The following is a 26,895-nucleotide window of genomic DNA, read 5'->3' on the forward strand; positions in this document are numbered from 1 at the left end:
CGCCGTAATGAATACGCCACCGCTTCCAAAACAATTTGCTTTAGATATTGGCCATACCCCACAAGCGAGTCTAGAAAACTACCTGCCTGGGAACGATCGCGCCCTCATTTCGACTCTGCAAACACTTGCCGATTCCTGGAAGCAAGCCACATCAAAAGAAACTAGCAATCCGCTGAATCATCACTGGATCTATTGGTGGGGCCCTGAAGGGTCTGGACGTACACACTTACTTCAAGCCGTGGCAAATGCAGCGGAGCATGTTGGACTGCATGCATTCTCACTAACACCCAGCGAACCTATTAGCTGGGTACGCCTCGAAGAGCGCATTTCTGCATTGGCACAAAATGAGCAGCCTTCGGTCATCACTGTTGATGACGTTGACCGTCTTGACGACAGACTGGTAGGCGCACTTTTTCGCATTCTCAATACCGTCCAGGCTAGTAAAAATATCCATATCTTTATGGCTGGCAATGCCGCGCCGGCTAAGTTAACGCTTCGCGAGGACCTACGGACACGCCTAGGATGGGGTCTCATCTTTCAAACCCAACTTCTGGGCGATGATGAGAAAATACAAGCATTAGAGCAAGCCGCCAAAGACCGTGGACTGGTGCTTTCCCCAGAAGTGGTTCCGTGGTTATTAAATCGCTTCTATCGTGACATGCCTAACTTAATGGCCTTAATCGATGCTTTGGATGCTTACTCATTAGAAACAAAACGTGCAGTAACCTTGCCATTAGTGCGCGAGCTTCTGCAACCTAAATAATTTTCTTAATATTTCATTCGTGACACAGTTAGCCCTTTTCGATTTAGATCACACCCTACTCCCTTGTGATAGCGACTATGAATGGGGACAGTTTTTGGCTCGCATTGGTGTAGTGGATAGTGAGTACTACGCTCGACAAAATGAACGCTTCTATCAAGATTACAAAGACGGTAAGCTCGACATTCATGAATTTCTGCGATTTGCCCTCAAGCCCCTCTCTGAGCACTCACGCGCGCAACTCAAAGAGTGGCACGATCAATTTATGCAAGAGGTAATCAATGGGCAGCTACGGCAAAAAGCCATCGATTTAGTCAAACAACATCAAGATGCTGGCGACCTTTGCTGCGTTGTAACCGCGACCAATAGTTTTGTCACGCGCCCCATTGTTGAACGCTTTGGTATTGAACATCTTATCGCCACCGAACCGGCAACCAGTGGCGATAATCCATTGGCTGATTTCACAGGCGAAGTGAAGGGAAGCCCAAATTTTCGTGAAGGCAAAATTCTGAATTTGCATGCCTGGCTAGCAAAACAAGAGCTCAAACTTGATCAGTTGCCACGCAGCTATTTTTATTCTGACTCCATGAACGACCTACCGCTACTTGAGCAAGTCAGTCATCCTGTGGTCACTAACCCAGATGAGCGCTTGCGTAATGAGGCACAAAAACGCAATTGGCCCATCCTTGAACTGTTTGCATGATTACTAAGTTTTTTAAACGCATCTTGCGTCGTGACCCCATGGTTAAACACACGCAGGCTAATCTGGCTGGAGCCCCCAAACGGATTCCTAAAAAATCTCACCGGATTGCTCCACATCTACTTTCTAAAAACGCAGTTAAGGTTACGCAGACCCTGCAACAAGCTGGGTTCGAAGCCTTTATTGTGGGTGGTGCAGTACGTGATCTTGTCCTAGGAATTGAGCCAAAAGATTTTGATGTGGCCACTAACGCCACCCCAGACCAAGTCCAAAGACTCTTTCGCAAAGCCCGCCTCATTGGTCGACGCTTTCAAATTGTTCACGTGACCTTCTTTGGCAAAGGCCACCCTGAAATCATTGAGGTTTCCACCTTCAGGGCATTGCTGGATAACGCGGGTGATCATGTAGCTGAAAGTGGTCGTATTTTGCGTGACAACGTCTGGGGCTCTCAGGGCGAGGATGCTGCCCGTCGCGACTTTACGATCAACGCAATGTATTACGAACCCTCCACCGAAACTGTCCTTGACTATCACGGTGGCATGGCGGATATGCAAAGAAAAACCTTGCGCATGATTGGCGATCCAGCCAAACGCTATCGCGAAGATCCTGTCAGGATGCTCAGGGCCATTCGTTTTGCAGCTAAGACAGGATTCAACCTGGATTCCGACACACGCTCGCCGATTGCGAAATTAGGCAGGCTCTTACAGGACGTGCCGGCAGCAAGACTCTTTGATGAAATTCTGAAACTCCTCATGTCTGGCTATTCCTGGGCTGCTATTCAAGGCCTTCGAGAGGCAGGCTTACACCACGGACTTCTACCATTGCTTGACCACATCTTGGATGAGAGTGAAAACGCTGTTGGAGCAAATGGCTTTGTGAAGCTAGCGCTCGCCAATACAGACCAGCGCATTCAATCTGGAAAAAGTGTATCGGCAGGATTTTTATTTGCCACTTTGCTATGGCCAGATCTTTTAAAGAATTGGAAAGCCAATCTCGCCAAAGGCATGGCCAATATTCCTGCCCTTCAAGATGCAATGGACGAAACGATTGCCACTCAAAGTAGCGGCATGACGATACAACGCCGCTTTGAAAGTGACATGCGAGAAATATGGTCAATGCAACCGCGCTTCGAAAGGCGTGTAGGGCGCTACCCTTATCGCTTAATTGAAATGCCCCGTTTTAGGGCAGGCTATGACTTCATGCTTCTGCGCTGTGCAACTGGCGAACAAAATCCAGCACTTGGTCAATGGTGGACTGATTTCATCGCAGCAGATCCTGCTGGGCAAGAGGCTTTGATGACTAGCGCCAAAACCGAACTAGGTAATACCACTAACTCGCCCACCAAAAGGCGTCGTCGTAGAAAACCAAAATCCACAAGCCCAGCAGAAGTTTCTTCGAGCTAAGCAAACTTATAAAAATTTCGGTAAAGTAATTCCATCTTGAATTTGGAATCGTATGGCACGAGCTTTTATCGGATTTGGCGGCAACATCGGCGACACGCGTCAGCTCATTACTGACGCCATTGTTTGCTTAGCGCAACGTGCTCAACTTCACATTCTTGCCAAAAGTTGTTTTTATCAAAGTGCTCCCGTTGAAGCGACTGGTGGCGATTACATTAATGCCGTCATTGAGATTGAAACAGAGCTCAGTCCTTACGGCTTACTTCATGTTTGCCAAGCAATTGAACAAGAATTTGGCAGGGAGCGGCCCTACGCAAATGCTCCGCGAACTTTAGATCTGGATATTTTGTCTTTTGAGGGCATCACTCAGAATGAAACCGAGTTGATGTTGCCCCACCCCAAAATCATTGAGCGCTCATTTGTTTTGTTGCCTTTGCTAGAAATTGCCCCTAATTTCTTTCTACCCAATTTAGGTGAATTAAAGGCTTACCTCCCTAAAGTAGCTCACCAGCGTATCGAAAAACTCCCCTGCCGCAACTGCAATTGCGGTGAAAAAGACGTTTATAGCCAAACGGCACATTAATTCATTACACTCTCGCCATGGGTTACTTACAGGGCGATAAGCCAATCACAATTACCAAGCTCCTCGCGATGCACGCTGAGGGTGAAAAGATTTCCATGCTGACGGCGTATGACTCAACCATGTCAGCGCTTCTCAATCGCTGTGGTGTAGAAACCATTTTGATTGGCGATTCTCTTGGTAATGTGATTCAAGGGCACACTAGCACTACCCCCGTCACGGTAGAACAGGTTGCCTATCACACCGAATGCGTCGCTCGCGCCAATGCCCAAGCATTTGTGATTGCCGATTTACCATTTGCCAGCTATGGCGATCCAGTGCAAGCCTTAGATTCCGCCGCGACCTTAATGCGTGCTGGCGCTGATATGGTCAAACTAGAGGGTGGTGATTGGCAAATCGACATCATTCAATATTTAGTTGAACGTAGCGTGCCTGTTTGTGCGCATCTAGGACTGCTTCCGCAATCCGTTCATGTTTTAGGCGGTTATAAAGTGCAAGGAAAATCCAAGGACGCTGCAAGCCTCATGCTGGAACAAGCAATTGCATGCGAACAAGCTGGCGCACAAATGATCGTGCTCGAAGCCATTCCATCATCACTTGGTCAAAAAATTACGGAAGCCTTATCGATTCCGACCATTGGTATTGGCGCTGGACCAGATTGTTCAGGCCAAGTGTTAGTGCTACAAGACATGTTGGGCATTAGCCCTGGAAAGCCCCCCAAGTTCGTTAAGAACTTTATGGAAGGCCACCATTCGATTGAAGCAGCTGTTAAAGCCTACGTACGCGAAGTCAAGTCCGGAAAGTTTCCCAGCCCCGAACATGGCTTTGCTGGTTAACTCAATTAACCAGTCAATCAACTAAAGAAACTCTTTACGCCCTCAAACCAGCCCTTTTGTTGTGGGCTATGTTTATCACCACCCGACTTTAGGCTGTCATCAAACTTTTGCAGTAATTGCTTTTGCTCGTCAGTCAATTTCACAGGCGTTTCAACTAGGACATGAACAAACAAATCACCAACTAAAGTTGAGCGAAGGCCTTTGATGCCTTTATTACGCAAGCGGAATGTTTTACCCGTCTGAGTTCCTTCCGGAATCGGGAACTCCACGCGACCAGATAGCGTTGGCACCTCAATCTCGCCACCAATGGTAGCTGTCGCGAAAGAGATCGGCATTTGCACATGCAAATCGCTACCATCACGCTCAAATACTTTATGTGGCTTAACACGCACTTCTACATAGAGATCGCCGGCTGGGCCACCATTAATACCCGGCTCACCATTACCAACGGAACGCACGCGCATTCCGTCATCAATACCCGCAGGAATTTTGATCTCCAGCGTTTTTTGCTCTTTGTGTTTGCCTGTACCGTGACAAGTCTTACAAGGCTTCGGAATGTACTCGCCAGTGCCACGACATTTGGGGCAAGTTTGCTGCATTGAGAAAAATCCCTGTTGCACACGCACCTGACCATGGCCATCACAAGTAGAACATTTTTCCGCTTTTGTACCTGGCTCAGCCCCCGTTCCATGACAAGGTTTGCAATTACTCCAGCTTGGTACTCGGATTTGTGTGGTGTACCCTTCAGCAGCCTGCTCAAGAGTAATGTCCATGTTGTAACGTAAATCCGCCCCCTTGTAGACTTGCGGGCCTGCGTGACGACCACCGCCTTGACCAAAGATATCGCCAAAAATGTCACCAAAGGCATCAGCAAATCCGCCGCCGCCAAATCCACCACCAAAACCGCCGCCCATTGATGGATCTACACCGGCATGACCATACTGATCATAAGCAGCACGTTTATTAGGATCAGAGAGAGTCTCGTAGGCCTCTTTCACTTCTTTAAATTGGGCTTCAGCAGTTTTGCTGTCGGGATTGCGATCGGGGTGATACTTCATTGCCAACTTACGATAAGCTTTTTTCAGCTCATCATCACTAGCACCCTTCGCTACACCAAGCACTTCATAAAAATCGCGTTTACTTTTAGGCACGGCCTATTCCTCTCAACTTCCCAACAACCCGAATGGCACAAGTCGGCGCAAGGCCGACTTGTTATTTAAGTACTTCAAAAATTTATTAAAAATGGTTTCCGACTACATTACTTCTTGTCATCAACCTCTTTAAAGTCAGCATCGACTACATCCGCATCTGGTGCGGCACCAGGGGCTGCGCCACCAGGAGCTGCGCCAGCTCCACCAGCGCCTGCTTTAGCCTGTTCTGCAGCCATCACCTTCTCACCAAGTTTTTGGCTTGCTTTACCCAATGCTTCGGTCTTGGCTTCAATGATCGCTTTATCGCTACCTTTAATAGCCTCATCCAACTCTTTGAGTGCAGCCTCAATCACCTCTTTCTCAGAAGCCTCTAGGCCAGAACCATGCTCTTCCAAAGCTTTCTTAGTGGAGTGAGCCAATGCATCCGCTGTATTACGCGCAGTTACCAACTCAAGCGCTTTCTTGTCTTCCGCAGCATTCGCTTCAGCATCCTTGACCATGCGCTGGATCTCTTCTTCAGTCAAACCAGAGTTTGCCTTGATCGTGATCTTGTTCTCTTTGCCAGTGTTTTTGTCTTTTGCGGTGACATGCAAAATACCGTTGGCATCAATATCAAAAGTCACTTCAATTTGTGGCATGCCGCGTTGTGCAGGCGCGATACCTTCCAAATTAAATTCACCGAGCAATTTATTGGCAGAAGCCATCTCACGCTCACCCTGGTAGCACTTAATAGTTACCGCAGGCTGATTGTCTTCAGCGGTTGAGTACACCTGTGAATGTTTAGTAGGAATTGTGGTGTTTTTTGGAATCATCTTAGTCATTACACCGCCAAGGGTTTCGATACCCAAAGACAATGGGGTAACGTCCAAGAGCAATACGTCCTTGCGATCACCAGACAATACTGATCCTTGAATAGCAGCACCAACAGCTACCGCTTCATCAGGATTGACGTCTTTACGTGGCTCTTTACCAAAGATTTCTTTTACTTTGTCTTGAACTGCAGGCATACGTGTTTGACCACCGACCAAAATCACATCATCAATATCGGCAACATTTACACCGGCGTCTTTAATTGCAGTCAAGCAAGGGCCAGCTGTGCGTTTAATTAATTCCTCAACCAAAGATTCCAACTTGGCACGTGTCAGTTTTAAATTCAAATGCTTAGGACCACTGGCATCCGCTGTAACGTAAGGCAAATTGATTTCGGTTTGTTGAGCAGATGACAATTCGATCTTAGCTTTTTCAGCAGCATCTTTCAAACGCTGCAAAGCCAATACGTCTTTGCTCAAATCTACGCCTTGCTCTTTTTTGAACTCAGCAATGATCCAATCAATAATGCGCTGGTCAAAGTCCTCACCACCCAAGAATGTGTCGCCGTTTGTGGAAAGCACTTCAAACTGCTTCTCACCATCAACGTTAGCAATCTCAATGATGGATACGTCGAAGGTACCGCCACCTAGGTCATAGACAGCAATCTTGCGATCAGCCTTGTCTTGCTTATCCAAGCCAAATGCCAACGCAGCTGCGGTAGGCTCATTAATGATGCGCTTCACATCCAAACCAGCAATACGGCCAGCATCTTTAGTTGCTTGACGTTGGCTATCGTTAAAGTACGCAGGAACAGTAATGACCGCTTCGGTAACTTCTTCACCAAGGTAATCCTCAGCCGTTTTCTTCATCTTGCGCAAAATTTCAGCAGACACTTGCTGTGGCGCCATTTTCTTGTCGCGCGCTTCAACCCAAGCATCACCATTGTCCGCTTGAACAATCGCGTAAGGCATCAAGCCGATGTCTTTTTGCACTTCAGGATCTGTAAATTTGCGGCCCATCAAACGCTTTACTGCGTAGATAGTGTTTTTAGGATTAGTAACTGATTGACGCTTCGCTGGGGCGCCAACTAATACTTCGCCATCTTCAACGTAAGCGATGATCGATGGTGTCGTGCGAGCACCTTCTGCGTTCTCTACAACTTTAGGTGCATTGTTTTCAACGACTGAAACACATGAGTTAGTGGTTCCTAAGTCGATTCCGATAATCTTTCCCATAATGGCTCCAAAAATAAATTGTTTTGTTGTACTTCTAGGTTATTTAAGTTTCAGCGGCAACTTACTGAATGACCGTGAATTGCCGCGAATATTCCAATACTCCATAGATGGGGTCAATTCACCTGAATTCAAGGGCTGAAATAGCAAAAAAGGCAGAAATCTGCCTTTTTCATGCCATTTTTGAGGTTTTTTCTTATTTTGGAGCGCTTACAGTCACCAAAGCCGGCCTCAGAACTCGGTCAGCTACGGTGTAGCCTCGCTGCAATACCGAAACCACCGTATTGGACTCTTGCTCAGAGGGAACTGAGGCGATTGCCTGATGGTGATGGGGGTCAAACTTATCTCCCACCGCAGGGTTAATTTCAGTCATCTTGCCCTTTTCAAAGGCGGATAAAAGCTGTTTTAGCGTAATTTCCAAGCCTTCTTTAAACGCTTTTGCATCCACTGCATCTGTACTCAGTGCTGCATATAGGCTATCCGTTACAGGCACTAAATGCTCGGCAAAACTCTCAATAGCGAACTTATGCGCTTTCGCAACATCTTCAACTGCGCGACGACGGATGTTCTCACCTTCGGCTTTAGCACGTAAAAAGTTGTCTTGTAAATCTGTAATCTTTTGATTGAGCTCAGCAATCTCTTGTTCGGGAGTCTTTGCTGTGGACGCCTCTGCAGCAGCTGTATTTTCAGCGCCAGATGGGTTGGCAGCAGCCTCTTGCTCGGGAGATGGATTTGAGTTTTCTTGTGTCATGGACGGGAATTCACTTTTCTAAATTGAAGGCAATTGCTTTGTTATGTGGGGTCAGTTTATTCAATTTCAAGACTGACTCTTCACAAACTCTGCTCGCTCATGGCGCTTTGCAAGCTCTTCGGCAGACTCAGATCCCAAAGACCAACCCAGCAAATGGGTATAGGCAATATCACTCAAAGCCTCAATCCACTTGGGGTTGCTGTTCAAGCATGGGATATATCGATAATCTTTACCGCCACGCTCTAAAAATAACTCTCTGGCTTCCATCGCAATTTCTTCTAGAGTCTCAAGACAATCCGCAGGGAATCCTGGGCAAAATATATCTACGCGCTGACAACCCTCTTTTGCTAATTTTTCTAACGTGGGAGCGGTATAGGGCTTTAACCATTCCGCTTTTCCAAAGCGCGATTGAAACGTAACAATGTATTGACTGGAATCTAAACCAAGCGCCTCTCCAAGCAATCGACCTGTCTTGAGGCATTCACAATGATAGGGATCACCTTTCATCAAATTGCGTTTTGGTAGGCCATGAAAGGACATCACCAATCGATTGCCTCTTGAAAAGTCTGGACGTCCATCTTTATCCCAACTGCTTAGCACTTGGTCGCGCAAGGCGGCGATATAAGCGGGGCTGTCGTGATAGTGCTTCACTAAACGTAATTCAGGTTGATTGCGCCAAGTGCTAAGCACTCGAAATACTTCATCAAAGCTGGATGCGGTCGTAGTAGCTGAATACTGTGGATACAAAGGCAATAGCAATAAACGCTCCATGCCTTCTGCCTTCAGGCTCTCAAGCACTTCTTGGGTTGATGGCTTGCCATAGCGCATTGCCAAATCCACCAAAACGGTGTGGCCTTCATTAGTGAATCTTTCTTGAAGTTCTTTTACTTGCAAGCGTGAGTAATGCATTAACGGGGAGCCTAATTGAGGCAACCAAATTGATGCGTATTTTTTAGCAGATGCGCTACTACGAATGGGCAAAATAATGCCATTCAAAATAAACCACCAAATGAAACGGGGAATCTCAACAACCCGTGGATCAGAAAGAAATTCTTTCAAATAGGTTTTCACAGCCTTCGGTGTTGGCGCAGAAGGTGTTCCCAAATTCAAGAGCAGCACCGCTGTTTTACTTTGGCGCAAGTGAGGGTTTTGATTCAAGATAAATTTCTCTAGTAACTATTTAATGTGAACTATTGATAGAGCTCGAAGCTCAAGAACTCAAAGCGCCTGATAATAATTTAGAAGTAATGTCCACAATTGGGATCACCCTGTCATATGCCATGCGAGTAGGGCCTATGACACCTAAGGTGCCTACGACTTGGCCATCCACGCTATATGGGGCGCTAATCACCGCCAGATCTTCATATGGCAATAGATCACTTTCCCCGCCAATAAAGATTTGAATACCGTCCGCATGGCTAGATACATCCAGCAATTGCATGAGTACAGACTTTTGCTCCAACATGTCAAACATCTTGCGCAATTTATCAAGATTGGAGCTGAGGTCGCCGACATTCAACAAACGACGCTCTCCAGAAAGTAGCATGTCGCCTCGACTCATGTCGTAATCTGCTACACCACTTTGCAAAGCCAATGCCATCAACCCAGAAATATCTGCACGCAAACTATCTAAGTCTGATCGCAAATGTTGGCGCACTTGCTCAAAACTTTTTCCAGCAAACTGCGTGTTAATGTAATTACCTGCTTCGATCAGTTGGCTTGGTGTGTAGTCTTGATTGGTTGGCAGAATACGGTTTTGCACATCACCCTCTGGCGTCACCATAATGAGCAAAATTTTGCCTTCGCCCAAGCGCAAGAATTCGATGTGCTTGAACACCTGAGCTCGCTTTGGAGTCATCACCACCCCAGCGAAATGGCTGAGATTTGACAATATTTGTGCTGCTGAATTTAGTACTCGTTGCGGGGAATCTGGCAGTAGACCCTTTTCCACCTCTCTTGTAGCCATCTCCTCCAACGGGCGCACCGTCACCATCGTATCTACAAAGAGCCGGTACCCCCTAGGGGTAGGGATTCGACCAGCGGAAGTATGTGGACTGGTTACCAAGCCCATATCCTCCAAATCCGCCATGACATTGCGAATAGTCGCAGCCGAGAGGTCTAAGCCCGAAAACCGGGATAGTGTGCGCGAGCCAATAGGTTGACCCTCCTCGATATAGCGCTCGATGAGGGTTTTTAGTAAGGCGCGGGAACGTTCATCCATGGTGGAAGGGATTTTATGCCTATGGTTTAATCATCATATGTTAAGCCCATCCCCAAATTCTTCCAAGAAGGCCTTTAGCCGAGTTGCCCTCGTAGGCAAATTTCAGGCAGACGGCATTGATGAGCACCTTCGGGAATTGGCCAAACTGGTCAGCAGCTTGGGCTGCGAAGTCTATATAGAGGCATCTACCGCCTCCCAATTGGGCATAAAAGACTACCCTAGCAAAACTACCGAAGATTTTGCTGGGGCTATCGACCTGGTCGTCGTTTTAGGAGGTGATGGCACGATGCTGGGAATTGGTCGCCAATTAGCCGGCAGCCAAGTACCGCTTGTCGGTATCAATATGGGACGACTTGGCTACATGACCGACATCCCATTTCAATCAGTTCAGGACACCTTACCAAAAATTATTGCAGGTGAGTATGAGGCGGATACACGTACATTACTCGATGCAGTTGTGATTCGCGCTAACAAAGAAATTAACCATGCTTTGGCGCTCAACGATGTGGTTGTAAATCGTTCAGGCATATCAGGCATGGTTGAGTTAGCAGTACACGTCAATGGATCATTTATGTACAACCAACGATCCGATGGCTTGATTGTTTCTACGCCGACCGGCTCAACTGCTTATGCACTCTCCGCTGGCGGGCCGATATTGCACCCTCATGTTGCCGGCATATTACTGGTGCCGATTGCGCCGCATTCACTATCTAACCGCCCAATCGTATTGCCACAAGATAGCGTCACCACCATTGAAGTCATTAATGGTCTTGGTGTCATTGTGAACTTTGATATGCAATCACAAACGAATTTGCAAAGTGGCGATAAGGTTGAAGTGCGTCAATCTAAAAAGACCATCACCTTCCTACACCCTCGCAGTCACAGCGACTACAAGACATTGCGCGAGAAATTACATTGGAATGAATACCCGTCGACTTTTTGATCTTGGGTTTCCTGCTACGCTAATACATGCTTCAAACCATCTCCCTTCGTGACTTTGTCATTGTTGATCAGCTTGAGCTCGACTTTGCTAGCGGCTTCACAGTACTGACCGGCGAAACCGGTGCAGGCAAATCTATTTTGCTGGACGCTTTGGGTCTGGTCCTTGGCGAACGGGCTGATAGCAGTCAAATTCGGGAGGGCAGTACCCGCGCCGAAATTTCCGCCACATTCCGAGTAGAGCCTGAATTAATTCAATCATTTGGGCAATGGCTTGATGAGCAAGGATTTCCGAGTGAGGATGAGGGTCAAACTCTCTTACTCAAAAGAACGGTAGAGTCCAACGGCCGCAGTCGTGCTTTTATTAATGGCAGTGTTGCTACCCTAACTCAACTACGCGAAGCGGGCGATCAATTGGTGGATATTCATGGGCAACATGCGCACCAACTGCTACTCAAAAGTGGCGCCCAGAGAGAGCTACTGGATCGCCATGCTGGCTTATTGCCTTTAGCTACAGATGTTGCGCAAACTTACAAAACGTTAAGTGATTCTCGTCGGCGCTTGATGCAGGCGGAGAACGCAGGACAAGACATTGAGCGCGAACGCGAGAGACTGGAGTGGCAACTAGAAGAGCTCACCGAACTTTCTCCACAAGAGGGTGAGTGGGCGAACATTCAATCGGAACATGCCAGATTAGCTAACGGCGCCAAATTAATTGGCGGTTGCCAAGAAGCTTTAGAGATCTTGAGCGACGCCGATAACTCGCTAGAGTCCTCGCTATCCAAAGTGTGCAACAACATTAGCGGCCTAGCAGAACACGATGCCACACTACAGGACATCAGCGAATCCCTAGAAAGCGTGCACATTCAACTCGATGAAGCCATTCATGGTTTAAATCGGTATTTACAAAAAATGGATTTAGACCCTGTCCGCCTCGAACAAGTCGAAGAGCGGATGCAAGCATTGCATGGCGCTGCCAAAAAATACCGAGCAGATGTAGATGGGCTGCCACAACTTCTTTTAGAAACTGCAGATCGCTTAGATGCGCTGACTGCCTCACAAAATATCGAGGCCCTGAGAGAGAAAGTAAAGCAGGAAGAAGCGGCTTACCTAAAGCAAGCAAAACAACTTTCAGAGAAACGCAATAAAGCCGCTAGCGACCTTGGTACTCAAGTAACAAATGCAATGCAAAATTTATCGATGACGGGGGGTCGTTTAGAAATCGCCTTAAGCCCACTTCAAGAAGGCGGATCACATGGTCTTGAACAGGTCGAATTTTTAGTGGCGGGCCATGCTGGGAGCACACCCAGATCACTAGCTAAAGTGGCTTCAGGGGGCGAACTCGCTCGTATTAGTCTTGCGATTAGCGTCATTACAAGCAAAGCATCCTTTACCCCAACACTCATATTTGATGAAGTTGATGCTGGCATTGGTGGCGCTGTCGCTGAAACCGTCGGCAAACTATTGCATCAATTGGGTCAATCACATCAAATTTTGTGTGTCACTCATTTGCCCCAAGTGGCAGCGCAAGGGAACCACCACTTGAAAGTCAGTAAATCGCAGGCCGGGGATAAAACTGTTTCACAAGTACAAATTCTGGGTAGAGCAGAGCGCGTTGAAGAAATCGCCAGAATGCTTGGGGGCGCGACTATTACCGATACAACACGCCGTCATGCTCGCGAGCTACTAGAACAAGATTAAGCCATCTTTATATTGGAAGGGGTCTTAAAGATTTCTTGCCAAAGCAATGTGACACTATCACGAGCCGCAATTAAATCAGGCTCATCACTTAGTTGAATACGCGTCTTATCAGCGCCATCCAAACGCAATCGATGTTGTCTTGCTCTTAACAAGCGGTAAGCATCGCCCACGTCTTTGGCAATATTTGCCTCAATCAACCCCACCTCTGCAGCAATACGCAATAAGGCAATATTGCCCAGGTTACCTATCATCTGCGGGTATTGATGCGCATATGCCAACACCAAAAACTGCACGATAAATTCAATATCAACCATGCCACCTGCATCATGCTTTAAATCAAAATCGGGGGTTGGATTGGGGTGACCCTCATGAACCTTGCGCCGCATATCGACAATTTCATTGCGAAGATGATCAACATTGCGTTGTTGGCTGAGAACCTCGCGACGAACAGCATCAAACTCACTACCGACTGAGGCATTTCCTGCGGCAAAGCGGGCGCGAGTGAGCGCCTGGTGCTCCCAAACCCATGCAGCGTTATCACCCTCGCGCATTTGGTATTTTTTAAATGCATCTACATTCGTGACCAAGAAACCCGCTGATCCATTCGGGCGTAGACGTATATCGATTTCAAATAGGCTGCCGGTGGAAGTAAATGCAGTTAACCAATTGATCATGCGCTTGGCAAGTAGTGCGTACATCTCCTGTGCGTCGTAATCATTCTCTGCGGCTTCATATAAAAATACCAAATCTAGATCTGAAGCGTAGCCAAGCTCTTTCCCGCCTAGCTTTCCATAGGCAATGATTGCGAATGTCGGGATTGCCGTTTCTGATAAGCCAAATTTTTTGGCAACCATTGACCATACACGCTCAAAAGTAGCCTGAAGAATTAAGTCCGCAAGTGCAGATAAGTGGTCACTTACCTTTTCCACCGAAAGAGCGCGCTCAACGCCAATACCTAAATCTGCCAAGAGCGTAATAAATGTTTCGGTGTGATGGGTTACACGCAATATATCCATTGCCTGTTCTGAACCATCGCCTTCGGCCATCACATCATCTAAGCGCATATCCAGATGCGCCTTCACCTCTCGCCAATAATCTTCTGGATGATCGATCAATACTCGCTCCATATGGGAGTTGAGCAAATAATCAAGTAAGTGCGGGTGAGAGATAAGGTACTGCGCGCCCCATTGAGATGATTGAAGCAAGGCTAAAACATTCGACAGTGCGCCTGGGTACTCAGCCAATATAGATAAATAGGCACTTCTTCTCGCAATGGCCTCTAGCAAATCAAAGAAACGGGACAAAGTCTGGTCAGCATCACCTGAACTACCTATTTCACCAAGCAATATATTGGCGGCGCTCCGAACCAAGTTATCAAAAATCAGGCGACTTTTTTCAGGCAACTGTTTTGCTTTAGTGCTTGTGATCCATGCATTCCAGCGAACCAATGATTGCGGAAACACCTGAGCATCTGGCAGCCAATTTTCCTCTAGTGGTACTAGATCGAGTCGCGTCTCATCATCTAATAAAAATGCTTTTTCAAATAAGCGTGCCACATTGTTCTGGTGCTGTTGTAGCTCATTCAAGAAACTGGCCTCGCTCTCAAAGCCCATAGAGCCAGCTAAGCGTGCACGGGCCTCCACTTCATCTGGCAAGTAATGCGTTTGCTGATCATCCCAAACCTGAATACGGTGCTCTAAGCGTCTTAAAAAAACGTAAGCTGTTTCAAGTTGCGTAATATCATCTGCGGGCAAGATGCCACGTTGGCGAATCAAATCCAAAACCTGCAAAGTGGGGCGCACCCGGAATCGTGGGTCTGTGCCACCCCGCATGAGCTGAAACATTTGCGCTAAGAATTCAATTTCACGAATTCCGCCACGCCCCAACTTGATATCATGCGAGCGACCTTGATGCCCAGTTGAACGCTTCTCTGCCTCTCGCTGAATTTGCACATGCAAATCACGAATCGATGCTATGACCCCATAGTCCAAATGCCTCCGATAGACAAATGGACGAATTAATTGCTCTAGACTTTTTTCGCAATGGGCATAGTCTTTACTGCCTGGCAGTGGCGCAATCAACCGGCCTTTGATCCAGGCATAACGTTCCCACTCCCTGCCCTGCACCAACAAATACTCTTCCAACATATCGAGACTGCATACCAATGGGCCTGAATCACCATTTGGTCGTAAACGCATATCCACCCGAAATACAAAGCCATTCGCATCATGCTCTGATAGGAGTTTGATCAAACGCTTTCCCATGCGAGTAAACCATTCATGATTCGACAAACTCTTGGGCCCATCTCGAGTCTCGCCTTCATGTTCATACAAAAATATCAAATCGATGTCAGATGAGAGATTTAACTCGAGCCCTCCTAACTTTCCCATGCCAACAACCATCAATGGCATTTCAGAATCAGTGGAGTCGCTCCAAGGCACACCAAAGCGCATCTGTAAATCCTGACGAATAAATGTCAATGCATGAGTTACTACCAATTCAGCAAAATGGCTCAGACTGTGTGTAACCTCTTTTAGATCGGCCAAGCCATTGAGGTCACGAAAGGCCAACCACAGCATTAATCGCTGACGGGCTAAACGTAAATCCGCCATAAGCCGTGGCTCATCTTGATCCGCTTCGCTCTGCCCTGCTCCAAGACCCTCGACATTACAAGACTCTAAGAGCCCCTGGATTCCCTCTAAAGTAATTTTCTGAGGCCCATGAGACTGCAACCAGTCCCGCCACTCAGGTTTGGCGCTTAGCCAGCGACGGGCATAATTTGAGTGTTGCTCTAAAAACGCGATTTGTTTTGAAAAAGCATCCATTCCATCATCTTAATCCCGACCAAAGAGAACCCCACAGAAGCTTGGCGATGAGGCAAAGGCTGACGGATAATAGAACCCATGCCGCAAAATTTCTTACCACCCCACCTAAAAGACCTATTGGCAAAAGGCTTTCAGGATTTGAGTAAAAATTGGCATAAACGCGCCTTTATTTTGACGGCTACTTTGGCCACACTATTTGTACTGGGTCATCTTGCAGTCAGATTTGTGGTTTGGCCACAAATTGAAAAATCTAAGTCTTCCGTTGAAAAACTCATTGGCGCTCGAGTTGGGGTCAATGTTTCTATAGATGATTTGCGTGTTTCATGGACCGGTATTAGACCTGTTTTTGAAATTGATGGACTGCGCTTTACTGTTCCCGAACAAACAAAGCCAACTCTTTCAATTGAAAAAATCTATGGTCAACTGAGTTGGAAATCCTTCTACCATTTGCTGCCTTACTTTCATGAAATCCATTTTGAAGGTGCTGAGATTAGCTCCCAAAGAAATGCCAAAGGCATCATTACGATTGCTGGCATTCCGATTGATAGCAGTCCAAGTGACTACTCAGCTCAGAACTGGTTATTCTCGCAAGACCTGATTGAAGCAAAACAGATCAAACTTAATTGGGACGATAAGCTCAACCCAAAATCATCAATCCTCATCGAAGTTCAAGATCTGTCTTTGACGAATGGCATTCGTCAACATACAGGCTCCATCATGGTTAGCACGCCATGGAATCAAGGCCCCGCAGAAGTAAAAGTGAATTTTGCACACCATCTCGGTGGAGAGAGGGGTGATTGGCATAACTGGATTGGCAATGTTTCCTGGAGCTTTAATAATCTCAATCTCAAAAAAATCGCTGAAGAATTTCAACTTAAGTTGAGCGCCCTAGAAGGCACATTGAGTTCAACTGGAAATTTAAAGATTGATAATGCACATCCAGATGGCGGCGAATTCTTTGTTGCTGTTGACAACTTGGTGGTGCAATCTTCAAAAAGTGAAGAGGCTATTGCACTGGGTAGATTGGAAACCAACCTTTCTCAAGAAACTACTGACGGTTTAATTGGGATTACCACTAAAACATTTGCTTGGCGTGAAATGGGCAGCTCAAAATCTGCGCCATTGGAAAATCTTAGCCCCATGACATTCCGCTGGCGACCACCTGGCGCCGACGGAGAAATCAAAGAATTTGGTTTTTCATCACCCAAAATTTCCGTAGAAGATGTTGCCTTATTTGCATTAAATCTTCCACTCTCTAAAAAAGTGCACCAATGGATCAAGGCATCTCAAGCTGAAGGTGATCTTGAGGATGTTGATATTCAATGGGCAGAAAGTAAGTCACCCCTATCCGCGCTCAATATTCCTGGCGGCTGGTTTAAATCCAACAAACTCGATTTCAACGTCAGTGCAAAACTCATTAATTTAAGTTTCGTCGGCATTAATAAATCCATACCCTCTGTTTCACATTTATCTGGGTTTGTTACCAGCAATCAAAAAGAGGGGAGCTTTTCTGTAGACTCACAAAATCTAGGCTTGGAAGTTGATAACTTTTTGGATAACCCCAAAATTCAACTAGATCGAGCCACTGGGCAAATCAGTTGGTCTAAGCAGAGAGGCAATTGGGTTATTGCCACCAAAAAACTCAGCCTTAGCAATCCAGAAATTAGTGCTAACCTCAGCCTCAATTACAAGATAGGTAACGGCAAAGAATCAGACTTCATGGTGCTAGATATGGGTTTTGATCAAGCCAATCTCATAACTGCTTATCGCTACCTTCCTGTAGGAATGGGGAAAGATGTGAGAACGTATCTCAGCAAAGCTTTTGATGCGGGCCTCATTCGAAATGGGCAGTTGCATATTAAGGGCGATCCGAATCAAGCCCCCTTTCCAGGCAAACAGCAGGGTGAGCTGACATTGGATCTTCCAATCACTGGCGCTTCTTTTAGTCCAGTGCCATTACTGCCAAGTAATCAGGGGACATGGTCAACCTTCACGGGCGTTAATGGCAAGATCACCATGAACAACGCCTACTTCGCAGTTGACATCGCGAAAGCAAATTACAAGCAAGTTGGCTTAGACACCTTTCATGCTGAAATCCCGAATGTTAGTGCCAATCAACTAACACTATCGGTGAATGGAAATGCAAAAGGGGATGCGCCTCAGTTACTTGAATACTTTTACCAATCACCAGCTGGCAAGAAAGAAACTGGGCTAGAGCAAAACTTACGCGTTACTGGCCCGGTCAATTTTAATCTTGGTCTAAAAGTGCCTTTATCTGGCTCCGCTGATACAAATGTCGATTTGAAACTAAACCTACCAGGCAATCGCGCCCAATGGGCAGACCTCCCCCCATTTGAAAACCTCAAAGGCGACATACGAATTACCGAAGCCCATCCAGAATTTGAGAATGTCACAGCAAGCTTTTTAGGGGGAGCCATCAATATCACCAGCACAGAAGAAAGCAAAGATAATCAACGCTTCAAAATTGCTGGCGATATTCAGTCCAAGTTTATTCAAGACTATTTTGCAAATTCTTCCAACTTAGAAGCGCAAGCATTTCTCAATAGCATGAATGGATCCATTAAATATGATGGGATCATTGGCTTTAATAAGACAGGTAGCGACTCAAACTTGCAATTTGATCTTCGTAACTGGTCAATGAATGCGCCAGCTCCAATCAAAAAGGTGAATGGCTCCACCATGACTGGACAGGTCAATATTAAAACATTAAATGATGCCAATAACGCAAACCGAATCAGTTGGTCTGGGAAAATTGGCGAGCTCTACACTCTTGAAGGAGCGATAAGTCGTGATGCTCAATTGCGTTTTGGGCTAGGCATCGGTGGTGTAGCAACACTCCCCCAAAAAGGTTTTCAACTGAATATTGCAAGCAATGAACTCAATCTGGATATATGGCAACGTTTCTTGCAAGCAAATAAATCAAGTCGCGCTCAAGAAAACAAAATAAATTCTGACTCCAGCGCTAGCAATATCCATATTACAGCGCAAGCGAAGAAACTGACGCTCTTTGATCGCCCTTGGCAGGATGTCAATTTATCAGCAAACAATAAAAAGAATGTGTGGGAGTTACGCATTAACTCACCTCAGGCTTCTGGACAGATTCAGTATCAAGAGGCACAAAAATCTGGGGTGAATGGGTTAATTAGTGGACGCTTCACTAAATTAAAAATTGCTGATGTGCCTGCCCCTAGTGAATCTTCAACAAAACAAGCTTCGCCCCCTAAAAAATTATTGAAGCCTGAATCTATACCTAGCCTGGATATTGTGATTGAGGATTTTTCTTGGTCAAAAGCCCAACTCGGTCAATTGAAAGTGAAATCAACCACAGTAGATAACGTCTTAAAAATTGATTCAATTCAGACGAATAACCCGCAAGGCAACTCTACGATCAGCGGCCAATGGACTGGGGCAACAAAAAATACACCGGACCATAGCACCCTCAATATAGATATGGCCATTAAAGATGCTGGTCAAATAATTGCCCATTGGACACCTCAAAAGTCAGTTGAAGGTGGACAAGGCAAAGTTAGCGCCAATGTTCAGTGGGATGGCCCTCCATTTGATCCTAAATATGAAACGCTAGCAGGCAAAGCTAGCTTGAACCTTGAAAAAGGGCGTCTATTAGAAGTCAATTCTAGTGGAGCTAAGTTGCTAGATGTGCTCAGCTTACAAAGCTTGTTTCGATTTGCGACATTTGATCTCAAAGGCAGCCTTGGCAACATTGTTACTAAAGGTACACCCTTTAATACCATTAGCGGTAACTTTGATATCAACAATGGTATTGCTCAAACCCAACAATTTAATATGAATTTAGACCAAGCCAATATGGTGATGAGTGGTCAAATCAACATTCCAAAACAAACTCAAGATCTTCGTATTACCATCTTCCCAACAATTGATGCGACAGCTGGGTCACTAGCGGCATTTGCGATTAATCCGATTGTTGGATTGGGCGCATTGGTTGGTCAATATCTTCTAACAAGTCAAATTAATCGCGGTCTTCAATCTGATTATTTAATTCAGGGATCATGGGATGATCCGGAAGTGATTCCACTGGACCAAAAAGGTCAACCGATTGACTCCAACACCTTAAATACCATTCGGAGTAAAAATTTACTCATCGAACAAAATAAACCTAGCGCAAATGGCGCTACCAGTCCCACAAAATAAATTTCTGGAATCTGATGAGCACGACAGCTAAGCTAAAGATCGCGTCTGTACAAATGGTTTCCACGCCAGACCTTGAGCAGAATTTAAATACTGCGAACAGGCTAATAGAAGAAGCTGCTAATACAGGCGCTCAGTTGGTGGTATTGCCTGAATATTTTTGCATGATGGGCTTAAAAGATACGGATAAAGTGCGTATTCGTGAACCCTTTGGTAGTGGCCTTATGCAAGATAAGCTTGCACAGATTGCTCAAAACAATCAGATTCACTTGGTCGCTGGAACCATTCCTTTAGAGACCAAAGATTCAAACAAGGTTTTAAATACGACCCTTACTTTCGATCCCAATGGCAAACAAATTGGTCGCTACGACAAAATTCATTTGTTCGGCTTTCAAACACCAAAAGAACGTTACCAAGAATCTGAAACGATTGAAGCGGGCAACACCCCAGGGCTCTTAAAAATTCATGTGGATGGTCAAGAGTGGATTTTTGGGCTCAGCATTTGCTATGACATCCGCTTTCCCGAACTATATCGAGCTATGGGGACGGTAGATTGCCACATCATCCCTGCCGCGTTTACCTACACAACAGGCAAAGCCCACTGGGATATCCTATTACGAGCCCGTGCCATTGAAAATCAAGCCTATGTCATTACTTCCGCTCAAGGTGGCCTCCACCTCAATCAGCGCAGAACATGGGGGCACAGCATGTTAATTGATCCTTGGGGCGCAGTTTTAGCTGACCTTCCTGAAGGCGAAGGCTATATTACTGGCGTCTTAAGCAAAGAAAAACTAAACGAGGTACGCTCTCAGTTACCGGCACTTGCACATCGCAAGCTTAAATGAACAACACAAAACATGAACGCGCCCGAAGCATTATTTCCAGCCAATTGGACTAAATCCAAAAAACAAGCCGATCTTGTCAAACTCGCAAAATCCATCTTGCTCGAGCCCACAGGATTATCAGAGCAAGACTTGCATCGCACTTTTGGCAATATGTTTACCCATCGCTTGGATGATGCAGATCTGTATTTTCAACATACGCGTAGTGAGAGTTGGAGTCTAGAAGAAGGCATTGTTAAATCGGGTAGCTTCAATATTGATCAGGGTGTTGGTGTTCGATCTATCTATGGCGACAAAACTGCGTTTGCCTACTCCGATGAAATTAATCTGGATGCGCTAAATAAGGCTGCTAAAGCAACTCGTGTTATTGGTCCCGCTGGCGGTAAACAAGCCATCGCGAGCAAAATATTTAATCCGCTATCCAATAAGTTATATGCCGATTTAAACCCGCTGGATTCATTAAAGCCCCAAGAAAAAATTGCGCTACTAGAGAGTATTGAGCGTCGCGCAAAGGCACGTGATCCCCGCATTATTCAAGTGATGGCTAGTCTTGCAGGTGAATTTGATGTGGTGCTCGTAGCAAGAGCAAATGGCTTGCTTGCAGCTGATATTCGTCCACTCGTGCGGGTTTCCGTTCATGTGATTGCCGAACAAAATGGTCGCCGCGAGTCTGGATCATCTGGCGGTGGTGCACGTCATGATTACCTCTACTTTGATGCGGATCTCATTAACCGCTATGTTGATGAAGCGGTAGATGGGGCGCTAGTCAACCTAGAATCTCGTGCCGCACCTGCTGGTCCAATGACAGTAGTAATGGGGCCAGGCTGGCCTGGAGTACTTCTACATGAAGCGGTTGGACATGGGCTTGAGGGTGACTTTAATCGCAAAGGTTCATCTGCTTTTGCTGGGCGCATAGGCCAAAGAGTAGCTGCCAAAGGGGTGACTGTTGTTGATGACGGCACCCTCTCGGGACGTAGAGGATCTCTCAATATTGATGATGAAGGTACGCCTACACAATGCACCACCTTAATTGAAGATGGCATCTTGAAGGGATACATTCAAGATAGCCTGAATGCGCGCCTCATGAAAATGCCACTCACTGGCAATGGTCGCCGAGAAAGTTTTGCCTCGCTTCCAATGCCACGCATGACAAACACATACATGCTGGCCGGAAAAGATGACCCCGAGGAAATTGTGGCGAGCATCAAACGTGGTTTATATGCAGTCAATTTTGGCGGCGGCCAAGTCGACATCACCAGTGGCAAATTTGTTTTTTCAGCATCGGAAGCCTATTGGGTGGAGAACGGCAAAATTCAATACCCTGTTAAAGGCGCCACCATCATCGGTAGCGGTCCAGAGTCTTTAAAGCAGGTATCGATGATCGGAAATGACCTCAAACTTGACGGCGGAGTTGGGGTCTGCGGCAAGGAGGGGCAAAGCGTTCCAGTTGGGGTTGGACAGCCAACTTTGCGAATTGATACCCTTACCGTAGGCGGAACTGCCTGATTTTGTTCTAAATACGGCTTAAAATAGCCGCATGAGCCAACAAAATACCAACCCTACCAATTGGTACTCTGCCGTTGATAAAACGTCAGATACTGACGACCAACGCATTGCGACAATTTCTGTTCTGCCACCACCAGAGCATTTGATTCGCTTTTTCCCAATTTCGGGAACACCAACAGAAGCGTTGATCAGCAAAACACGCAATAAGATTCGCGACATTATTCATGGCAAAGATGATCGATTACTAGTCATCATTGGCCCCTGCTCTATTCATGATCCAAGGGCTGCTTTGGAATATTGTCATCGTCTCTTAGCGGAGCGTGCTCGTTTCTCTGGCGAGCTCGAAATTGTGATGCGGGTGTACTTTGAAAAACCTCGTACTACCGTTGGTTGGAAGGGTTTAATTAACGACCCATACCTTGATGAGTCTTATCGTATCGAAGAAGGCCTTCGTTTAGCGCGTCAAGTGTTAATGGAAATTAACCGCCTAGGCATGCCAGCAGGTAGCGAATTCTTAGATGTAATCTCTCCGCAATACATTGCCGATCTTATTTCTTGGGGCGCAATTGGTGCGCGCACAACAGAAAGCCAAGTACATCGTGAACTTGCTTCTGGATTATCTGCGCCAATCGGCTTTAAGAATGGCACGGATGGCAATATCAAAATTGCTACTGACGCTATCCAAGCAGCTGGACGCCCACATCACTTCTTATCTGTTCACAAAAATGGTCAGGTATCCGTTGTGGAAACCAAGGGTAATAAAGATTGCCACGTTATTTTGCGCGGCGGTAAAGAACCTAACTACGAAGCTAAATTTGTGCAGGCGGCCTGTGCTGAACTTGAGGCAGCCAAGCTTCCAGGCAGTCTGATGGTTGACTTATCTCACGCCAATTCCAGCAAGAAACATGAGCGTCAAATCGTTGTGGCAGATGACATTGCTAAGCAAATTGAATCAGGCTCACATCAGATTTTTGGTGTCATGGTTGAGAGTCATCTCAATGATGGCGCGCAAAAATTCACGCCAGGAAAAGATGATCCAAGTAAGCTAGAGTACGGCAGAAGCATCACTGATGCCTGCATTAACTGGGATGATTCCGCGCAAGTGCTTGAACGACTTGCCGCTGCAGTTAAAAAGCGCAGAGCAAAGAAAAAATAATAACTGTAAGTGCTCTGAAGAATGAAAAGAGACTAATTTATTTAGTCTCTTTTTTTTCGTGCTTCCACAAAACATCAGAGCCACCCGCAGCACGATTCAGAATTCGCGCCAAAACAAATAAGAGATCGGATAAGCGATTAACGTACTGTCGTGGTGCATCGTACAAAGGCTCTTCCCAACCCAACCGCACAATCGAACGTTCTGCCCTTCTACATACTGTTCGACATACATGAGCCTGCGCAGCGGCACGTGTACCGCCAGGCAAAATAAATTCCGTTAATGGTGGCAATTGCTGGTTGTATTTTTCCAGCCATACATCAAGTTGAGCTACGTGTTCAGGATTTAGCAATTTGTAATTAGGAATACAAAGCTCGCCACCCAAATCAAATAAATCATGCTGAATCTGTAAAAACAGGGTTTTTAACTCTTCCGCAATACTGACAGGAAGCTCTTCAGTCATCAAAACACCGATTTCGGAGTTAAGCTCATCAACATCACCCATCGCACAGATGCGCAAATGGTCTTTTTCAACACGGCTGCCATCCCCGAGGCCAGTCATACCTGCATCACCGGTTCTAGTAGCGATTTTTGATAGTCGATTTCCCATAAGCTTAATTATAGGTAAATGGCTAAAATGATTGCTATGAATATGGTGACCCCGCCCCCTGATTTGGCCGCAATTAGCGCCCTTCAATCCAAACTGGTTTCTGCCTTGCGCCCCGTTCTCCCGGAACACGCCCTGCTTTGGGAGCCAGAAGACACGATTCCTTATGAATGCGATGGTTTAGCAGCCTATCGGCGTATGCCATTAGCCGTTGCCCTTCCCGAAACAGAAGAGCAAGTTGCGCAGATTTTGAAGATTTGTTTCGCCATGGAAATTCCAGTTGTGCCACGCGGGTCTGGCACAGGTCTTTCTGGTGGCGCCATGCCCCTCTCTCAAGGCTTAGTTCTATCCCTTGCTAAGCTGAAGAAAATTCTTAGCATCGACCCCTTCACGCGCACTGCGGTTGTTCAACCAGGCGTACGCAATTTGGCCATTTCTGAAGCAGTCAGTCATCTAGGCTTGTATTACGCCCCAGATCCCTCATCACAAATTGCCTGCTCGATTGGTGGCAATGTGAATGAAAATTCCGGTGGTGTTCACTGCCTTAAGTATGGCCTCACGCTACATAACGTCTTACGTGTTCGTGGCGTTCTCATGAATGGTGAGATTGTCGAATTTGGAAGTCTGGCACCTGATTCTCCAGGACTTGATTTACTTGCCATCATGATGGGTAGCGAAGGCATGCTCGCAGTGGTTACTGAAGTGACGGTAAAACTCGTAGCCAAACCTAAACTGGCTAGAGTGATCATGGCGAGTTTTGATGATATCGAAAAAGGTGGCAATGCCGTTGCGGCAATTATTGCGGCAGGCATTATTCCAGCTGGTTTAGAGATGATGGACAAAGCCACTACCCGCGCTGTAGAAGAATTTGTACATGCGGGCTACGACTTAGACGCGGAAGCAATTTTGCTGTGTGAGTCTGATGGCACACCGGAAGAAGTCGCTGAAGAAATTGAGCGCATGACACAAGTTCTAGAAAAATCTGGTGCAAGTGGCATTCAGATTTCAAAAGATGAAGCTGAGCGTCTCAAGTTTTGGAGTGGGCGAAAGAATGCATTCCCAGCGGCAGGTCGTTTGGCTCCTGATTACTACTGCATGGATGGCACCATTCCCCGTCGTCACATTGCCACTCTGCTCAAACGTATTCAGGGTATGGAAACAAAATATGGTCTTGGCTGCCTGAATGTATTTCATGCGGGTGACGGCAATATGCACCCACTCATTTTGTTTAATGGTGCTGACCAGAATGAATGGCATCGCGCTGAAGAATTCGGCACAGAAATTTTAGAGGCCTGCGTTGAGCTCGGCGGAACGATTACTGGTGAACACGGTGTTGGCATTGAAAAAATTAATTCCATGTGTGTTCAATTTGGTGAGGGTGAACGCGAATCCTTCTGGGGCGTAAAAGCTGCTTTTGATCCTGAAAAATTATTGAATCCTGATAAGGCCATCCCAACTCTCAACCGCTGTGCAGAATATGGGCGCATGCGTATCAGCAATGGAAAATTACCTCATCCAGAATTGGAGCGCTTCTAATGACAAACTCCAATGCGCACAAGGTAGCGATTGATGCATTTCGCGAGCAAATTCTCAATGCCTCTATAAGTAAAACTCCTCTCTCTATTGAGGGTGGTGGCACAAAATCTTGGTACGGCAATCCAAACTCGTTTGGAAAATTAAACGCACGTAGCTTCTCTGGAATTTTGGAATACCAACCAGAAGAGCTAGTGATTACCGCTTGTGCCGGCACCCCATTGAAAGAAATTGAAGCCGCCTTGAAAGAAAAAAATCAAGTGCTTGCTTTTGAACCACCTCATTTTGGCGAACAGGCAACTTTTGGTGGCGCGATCGCAGCAGGACTTGCTGGTCCGGGACGCATCAGCGTAGGTAACTTTCGCGATTTTGTTTTAGGCGCGCGCATCCTTGATGGCAAAGGACAAGATCTATCCTTTGGCGGAAAGGTCATGAAAAACGTTGCAGGCTATGATATTTCTCGCCTTTTGCCTGGCTCAATGGGAACGCTGTCTTTGCTACTAGAGGCATCAGTCAAAGTGTTGCCAAAGCCCGCAGCAACTGCAACACTTCGCTGCCGCATTTCTCAAGAAAAAGCGCTTAAAGCACTAAATGAATGGGCAGGCCAACCGCTGCCGCTATCGGCAAGCTGTTGGATAGGAAGCTCTAATGGTGATGGAGAGCTAACCATTCGCTTAGCTGGCGCAGCTGCGGCAGTAAAGTCAGCCACTCCACTCATGAGTGCACAGGTCAACGCTCAAATCGTTTCGCCCGATGAGGCAGAAGAGTTTTGGAACAACTTACGCGAACAAAATCTCTCACCCTTTACTAGCCTTGGTGCCGATCAAACGCTATATCGCCTAGCCCTGCCAGCCGCATGTGGACCACTCAACATTGCTCAAGCTGAAACTGATGCAGTTCTGGAATGGCATGGACAGCAACGTTGGATCAAAGCCCCTGGCGATCAAGCGACATTCGATGCCATCAAAAAATTAGCGAGCAGTCACGGCGGACACGCAACTCGCTTTAAGCAAGGTGGAAATGTCAATCCTGCGTTTGAGCGGTTTACCCTCCTCAGTGAGCAAGCACACTCCAAAGCTCTTGAAGCAGTTCAAGCGCGCCTAAGATCTGCATTTGATCCTGCTGGCGTATTCGCGACTAACCGTCTTCCTTAAACGCCC

Annotated in this window: 20 protein-coding genes; 13 read left to right on the plus strand and 7 right to left on the minus strand. The window is 46.5% G+C overall.

Annotation, left to right across the window (positions count from 1 at the left end):
- Positions 1-7 precede the first annotated feature (7 nt).
- Genes hda through panB form a run of 5 tightly spaced genes read left to right on the plus strand, consistent with a single transcriptional unit; the run spans position 8 to position 4,276 of the window.
- Positions 8-763, plus strand: a complete 756-nt coding sequence (hda, locus tag IC571_RS08850) for a DnaA regulatory inactivator Hda (RefSeq protein ID WP_215316089.1) — start codon at positions 8-10, stop codon at positions 761-763.
- Between the two features lie 19 nt (positions 764-782).
- Complete coding sequence (locus IC571_RS08855; RefSeq protein WP_215316091.1) at positions 783-1,463, plus strand: HAD family phosphatase; 681 nt, start codon at positions 783-785, stop codon at positions 1,461-1,463.
- Positions 1,460-2,863, plus strand: a complete 1,404-nt coding sequence (gene pcnB, locus IC571_RS08860; RefSeq protein WP_215316092.1) for a polynucleotide adenylyltransferase PcnB — start codon at positions 1,460-1,462, stop codon at positions 2,861-2,863. Before IC571_RS08855 ends, pcnB begins: the two co-directional genes overlap by 4 nt.
- A gap of 52 nt (positions 2,864-2,915) precedes the next feature.
- On the plus strand, positions 2,916-3,443 hold the full coding sequence (gene folK, locus IC571_RS08865; RefSeq protein WP_215316093.1) for a 2-amino-4-hydroxy-6-hydroxymethyldihydropteridine diphosphokinase: 528 nt from the start codon (positions 2,916-2,918) through the stop codon (positions 3,441-3,443).
- 17 nt (positions 3,444-3,460) lie between these two features.
- Complete coding sequence (gene panB / locus IC571_RS08870; RefSeq protein ID WP_215316095.1) at positions 3,461-4,276, plus strand: 3-methyl-2-oxobutanoate hydroxymethyltransferase; 816 nt, start codon at positions 3,461-3,463, stop codon at positions 4,274-4,276.
- 17 nt (positions 4,277-4,293) lie between these two features.
- On the opposite strand, the gene dnaJ is transcribed toward panB, so the two are convergent.
- From dnaJ to hrcA, 5 genes are all read right to left on the minus strand, one after another.
- Positions 4,294-5,427 carry a molecular chaperone DnaJ gene (dnaJ, locus tag IC571_RS08875; protein ID WP_215316097.1) on the minus strand — a complete coding sequence of 378 codons (1,134 nt, stop codon included), beginning with the start codon at positions 5,425-5,427 and terminating at the stop codon, positions 4,294-4,296.
- A gap of 107 nt (positions 5,428-5,534) precedes the next feature.
- Positions 5,535-7,472 (minus strand): molecular chaperone DnaK, encoded by a 1,938-nt coding sequence (dnaK, locus tag IC571_RS08880; protein ID WP_215316099.1) that lies wholly within the window; start codon positions 7,470-7,472, stop codon positions 5,535-5,537.
- A gap of 193 nt (positions 7,473-7,665) precedes the next feature.
- Entirely contained in the window at positions 7,666-8,220 is a 555-nt protein-coding gene (gene grpE / locus IC571_RS08885; RefSeq protein ID WP_215316101.1) for a nucleotide exchange factor GrpE, read from the minus strand.
- Between the two features lie 66 nt (positions 8,221-8,286).
- A complete protein-coding gene (hemH, locus tag IC571_RS08890) occupies positions 8,287-9,378 on the minus strand; it encodes a ferrochelatase (RefSeq protein WP_215316103.1) in 1,092 nt (363 codons plus the stop codon).
- 52 nt (positions 9,379-9,430) lie between these two features.
- Complete coding sequence (gene hrcA, locus IC571_RS08895; RefSeq protein WP_215316105.1) at positions 9,431-10,441, minus strand: heat-inducible transcriptional repressor HrcA; 1,011 nt, start codon at positions 10,439-10,441, stop codon at positions 9,431-9,433.
- Between the two features lie 37 nt (positions 10,442-10,478).
- Here hrcA and IC571_RS08900 point away from each other — a divergent pair, with 37 nt between their 5' ends.
- Both IC571_RS08900 and recN read left to right on the plus strand, forming a co-directional pair.
- A complete protein-coding gene (locus IC571_RS08900; protein ID WP_215316106.1) occupies positions 10,479-11,384 on the plus strand; it encodes an NAD kinase in 906 nt (301 codons plus the stop codon).
- 26 nt (positions 11,385-11,410) lie between these two features.
- Complete coding sequence (recN, locus tag IC571_RS08905; protein ID WP_215316108.1) at positions 11,411-13,081, plus strand: DNA repair protein RecN; 1,671 nt, start codon at positions 11,411-11,413, stop codon at positions 13,079-13,081.
- On the opposite strand, the gene glnE is transcribed toward recN, so the two are convergent.
- Positions 13,078-15,906, minus strand: coding sequence for a bifunctional [glutamate--ammonia ligase]-adenylyl-L-tyrosine phosphorylase/[glutamate--ammonia-ligase] adenylyltransferase (gene glnE / locus IC571_RS08910; protein ID WP_215316110.1), 2,829 nt, complete (start codon positions 15,904-15,906; stop codon positions 13,078-13,080). The two genes, recN and glnE, sit on opposite strands and share 4 nt — an antisense overlap.
- A 78-nt stretch (positions 15,907-15,984) precedes the next feature.
- Between glnE and IC571_RS08915 the strand changes: the two genes are divergently transcribed.
- From IC571_RS08915 to IC571_RS08930, 4 genes are read left to right on the plus strand one after another with little or no spacing between them, the layout of a single operon-like run.
- Positions 15,985-20,097, plus strand: coding sequence for a YhdP family protein (locus tag IC571_RS08915; RefSeq protein WP_215316112.1), 4,113 nt, complete (start codon positions 15,985-15,987; stop codon positions 20,095-20,097).
- A 14-nt stretch (positions 20,098-20,111) separates the two neighbouring features.
- A complete protein-coding gene (locus IC571_RS08920; RefSeq protein WP_215316114.1) occupies positions 20,112-20,939 on the plus strand; it encodes a carbon-nitrogen hydrolase family protein in 828 nt (275 codons plus the stop codon).
- 12 nt (positions 20,940-20,951) lie between these two features.
- The gene (gene tldD / locus IC571_RS08925) at positions 20,952-22,442 is read left to right on the plus strand and encodes a metalloprotease TldD (RefSeq protein WP_251373358.1); all 1,491 of its coding nucleotides are present in this window, start codon (positions 20,952-20,954) and stop codon (positions 22,440-22,442) included.
- Between the two features lie 31 nt (positions 22,443-22,473).
- Positions 22,474-23,598 (plus strand): 3-deoxy-7-phosphoheptulonate synthase, encoded by a 1,125-nt coding sequence (locus IC571_RS08930; RefSeq protein WP_215316115.1) that lies wholly within the window; start codon positions 22,474-22,476, stop codon positions 23,596-23,598.
- 37 nt (positions 23,599-23,635) lie between these two features.
- Here the strand turns inward: IC571_RS08930 and IC571_RS08935 are convergent, their stop codons facing one another.
- Entirely contained in the window at positions 23,636-24,205 is a 570-nt protein-coding gene (locus tag IC571_RS08935; RefSeq protein WP_215316117.1) for a cob(I)yrinic acid a,c-diamide adenosyltransferase, read from the minus strand.
- Positions 24,206-24,232: 27 nt separating this feature from the next.
- On the opposite strand from IC571_RS08935, the gene IC571_RS08940 reads away from it, so the two are divergent.
- Both IC571_RS08940 and glcE read left to right on the plus strand, forming a co-directional pair.
- Complete coding sequence (locus tag IC571_RS08940; RefSeq protein ID WP_251373575.1) at positions 24,233-25,738, plus strand: FAD-linked oxidase C-terminal domain-containing protein; 1,506 nt, start codon at positions 24,233-24,235, stop codon at positions 25,736-25,738.
- Entirely contained in the window at positions 25,738-26,889 is a 1,152-nt protein-coding gene (gene glcE, locus IC571_RS08945) for a glycolate oxidase subunit GlcE (RefSeq protein WP_215316119.1), read from the plus strand. Before IC571_RS08940 ends, glcE begins: the two co-directional genes overlap by 1 nt.
- Positions 26,890-26,895: the final 6 nt, after the last annotated feature.

The organism is Polynucleobacter sp. MWH-UH2A (assembly GCF_018687195.1).
Classification (GTDB): domain Bacteria; phylum Pseudomonadota; class Gammaproteobacteria; order Burkholderiales; family Burkholderiaceae; genus Polynucleobacter.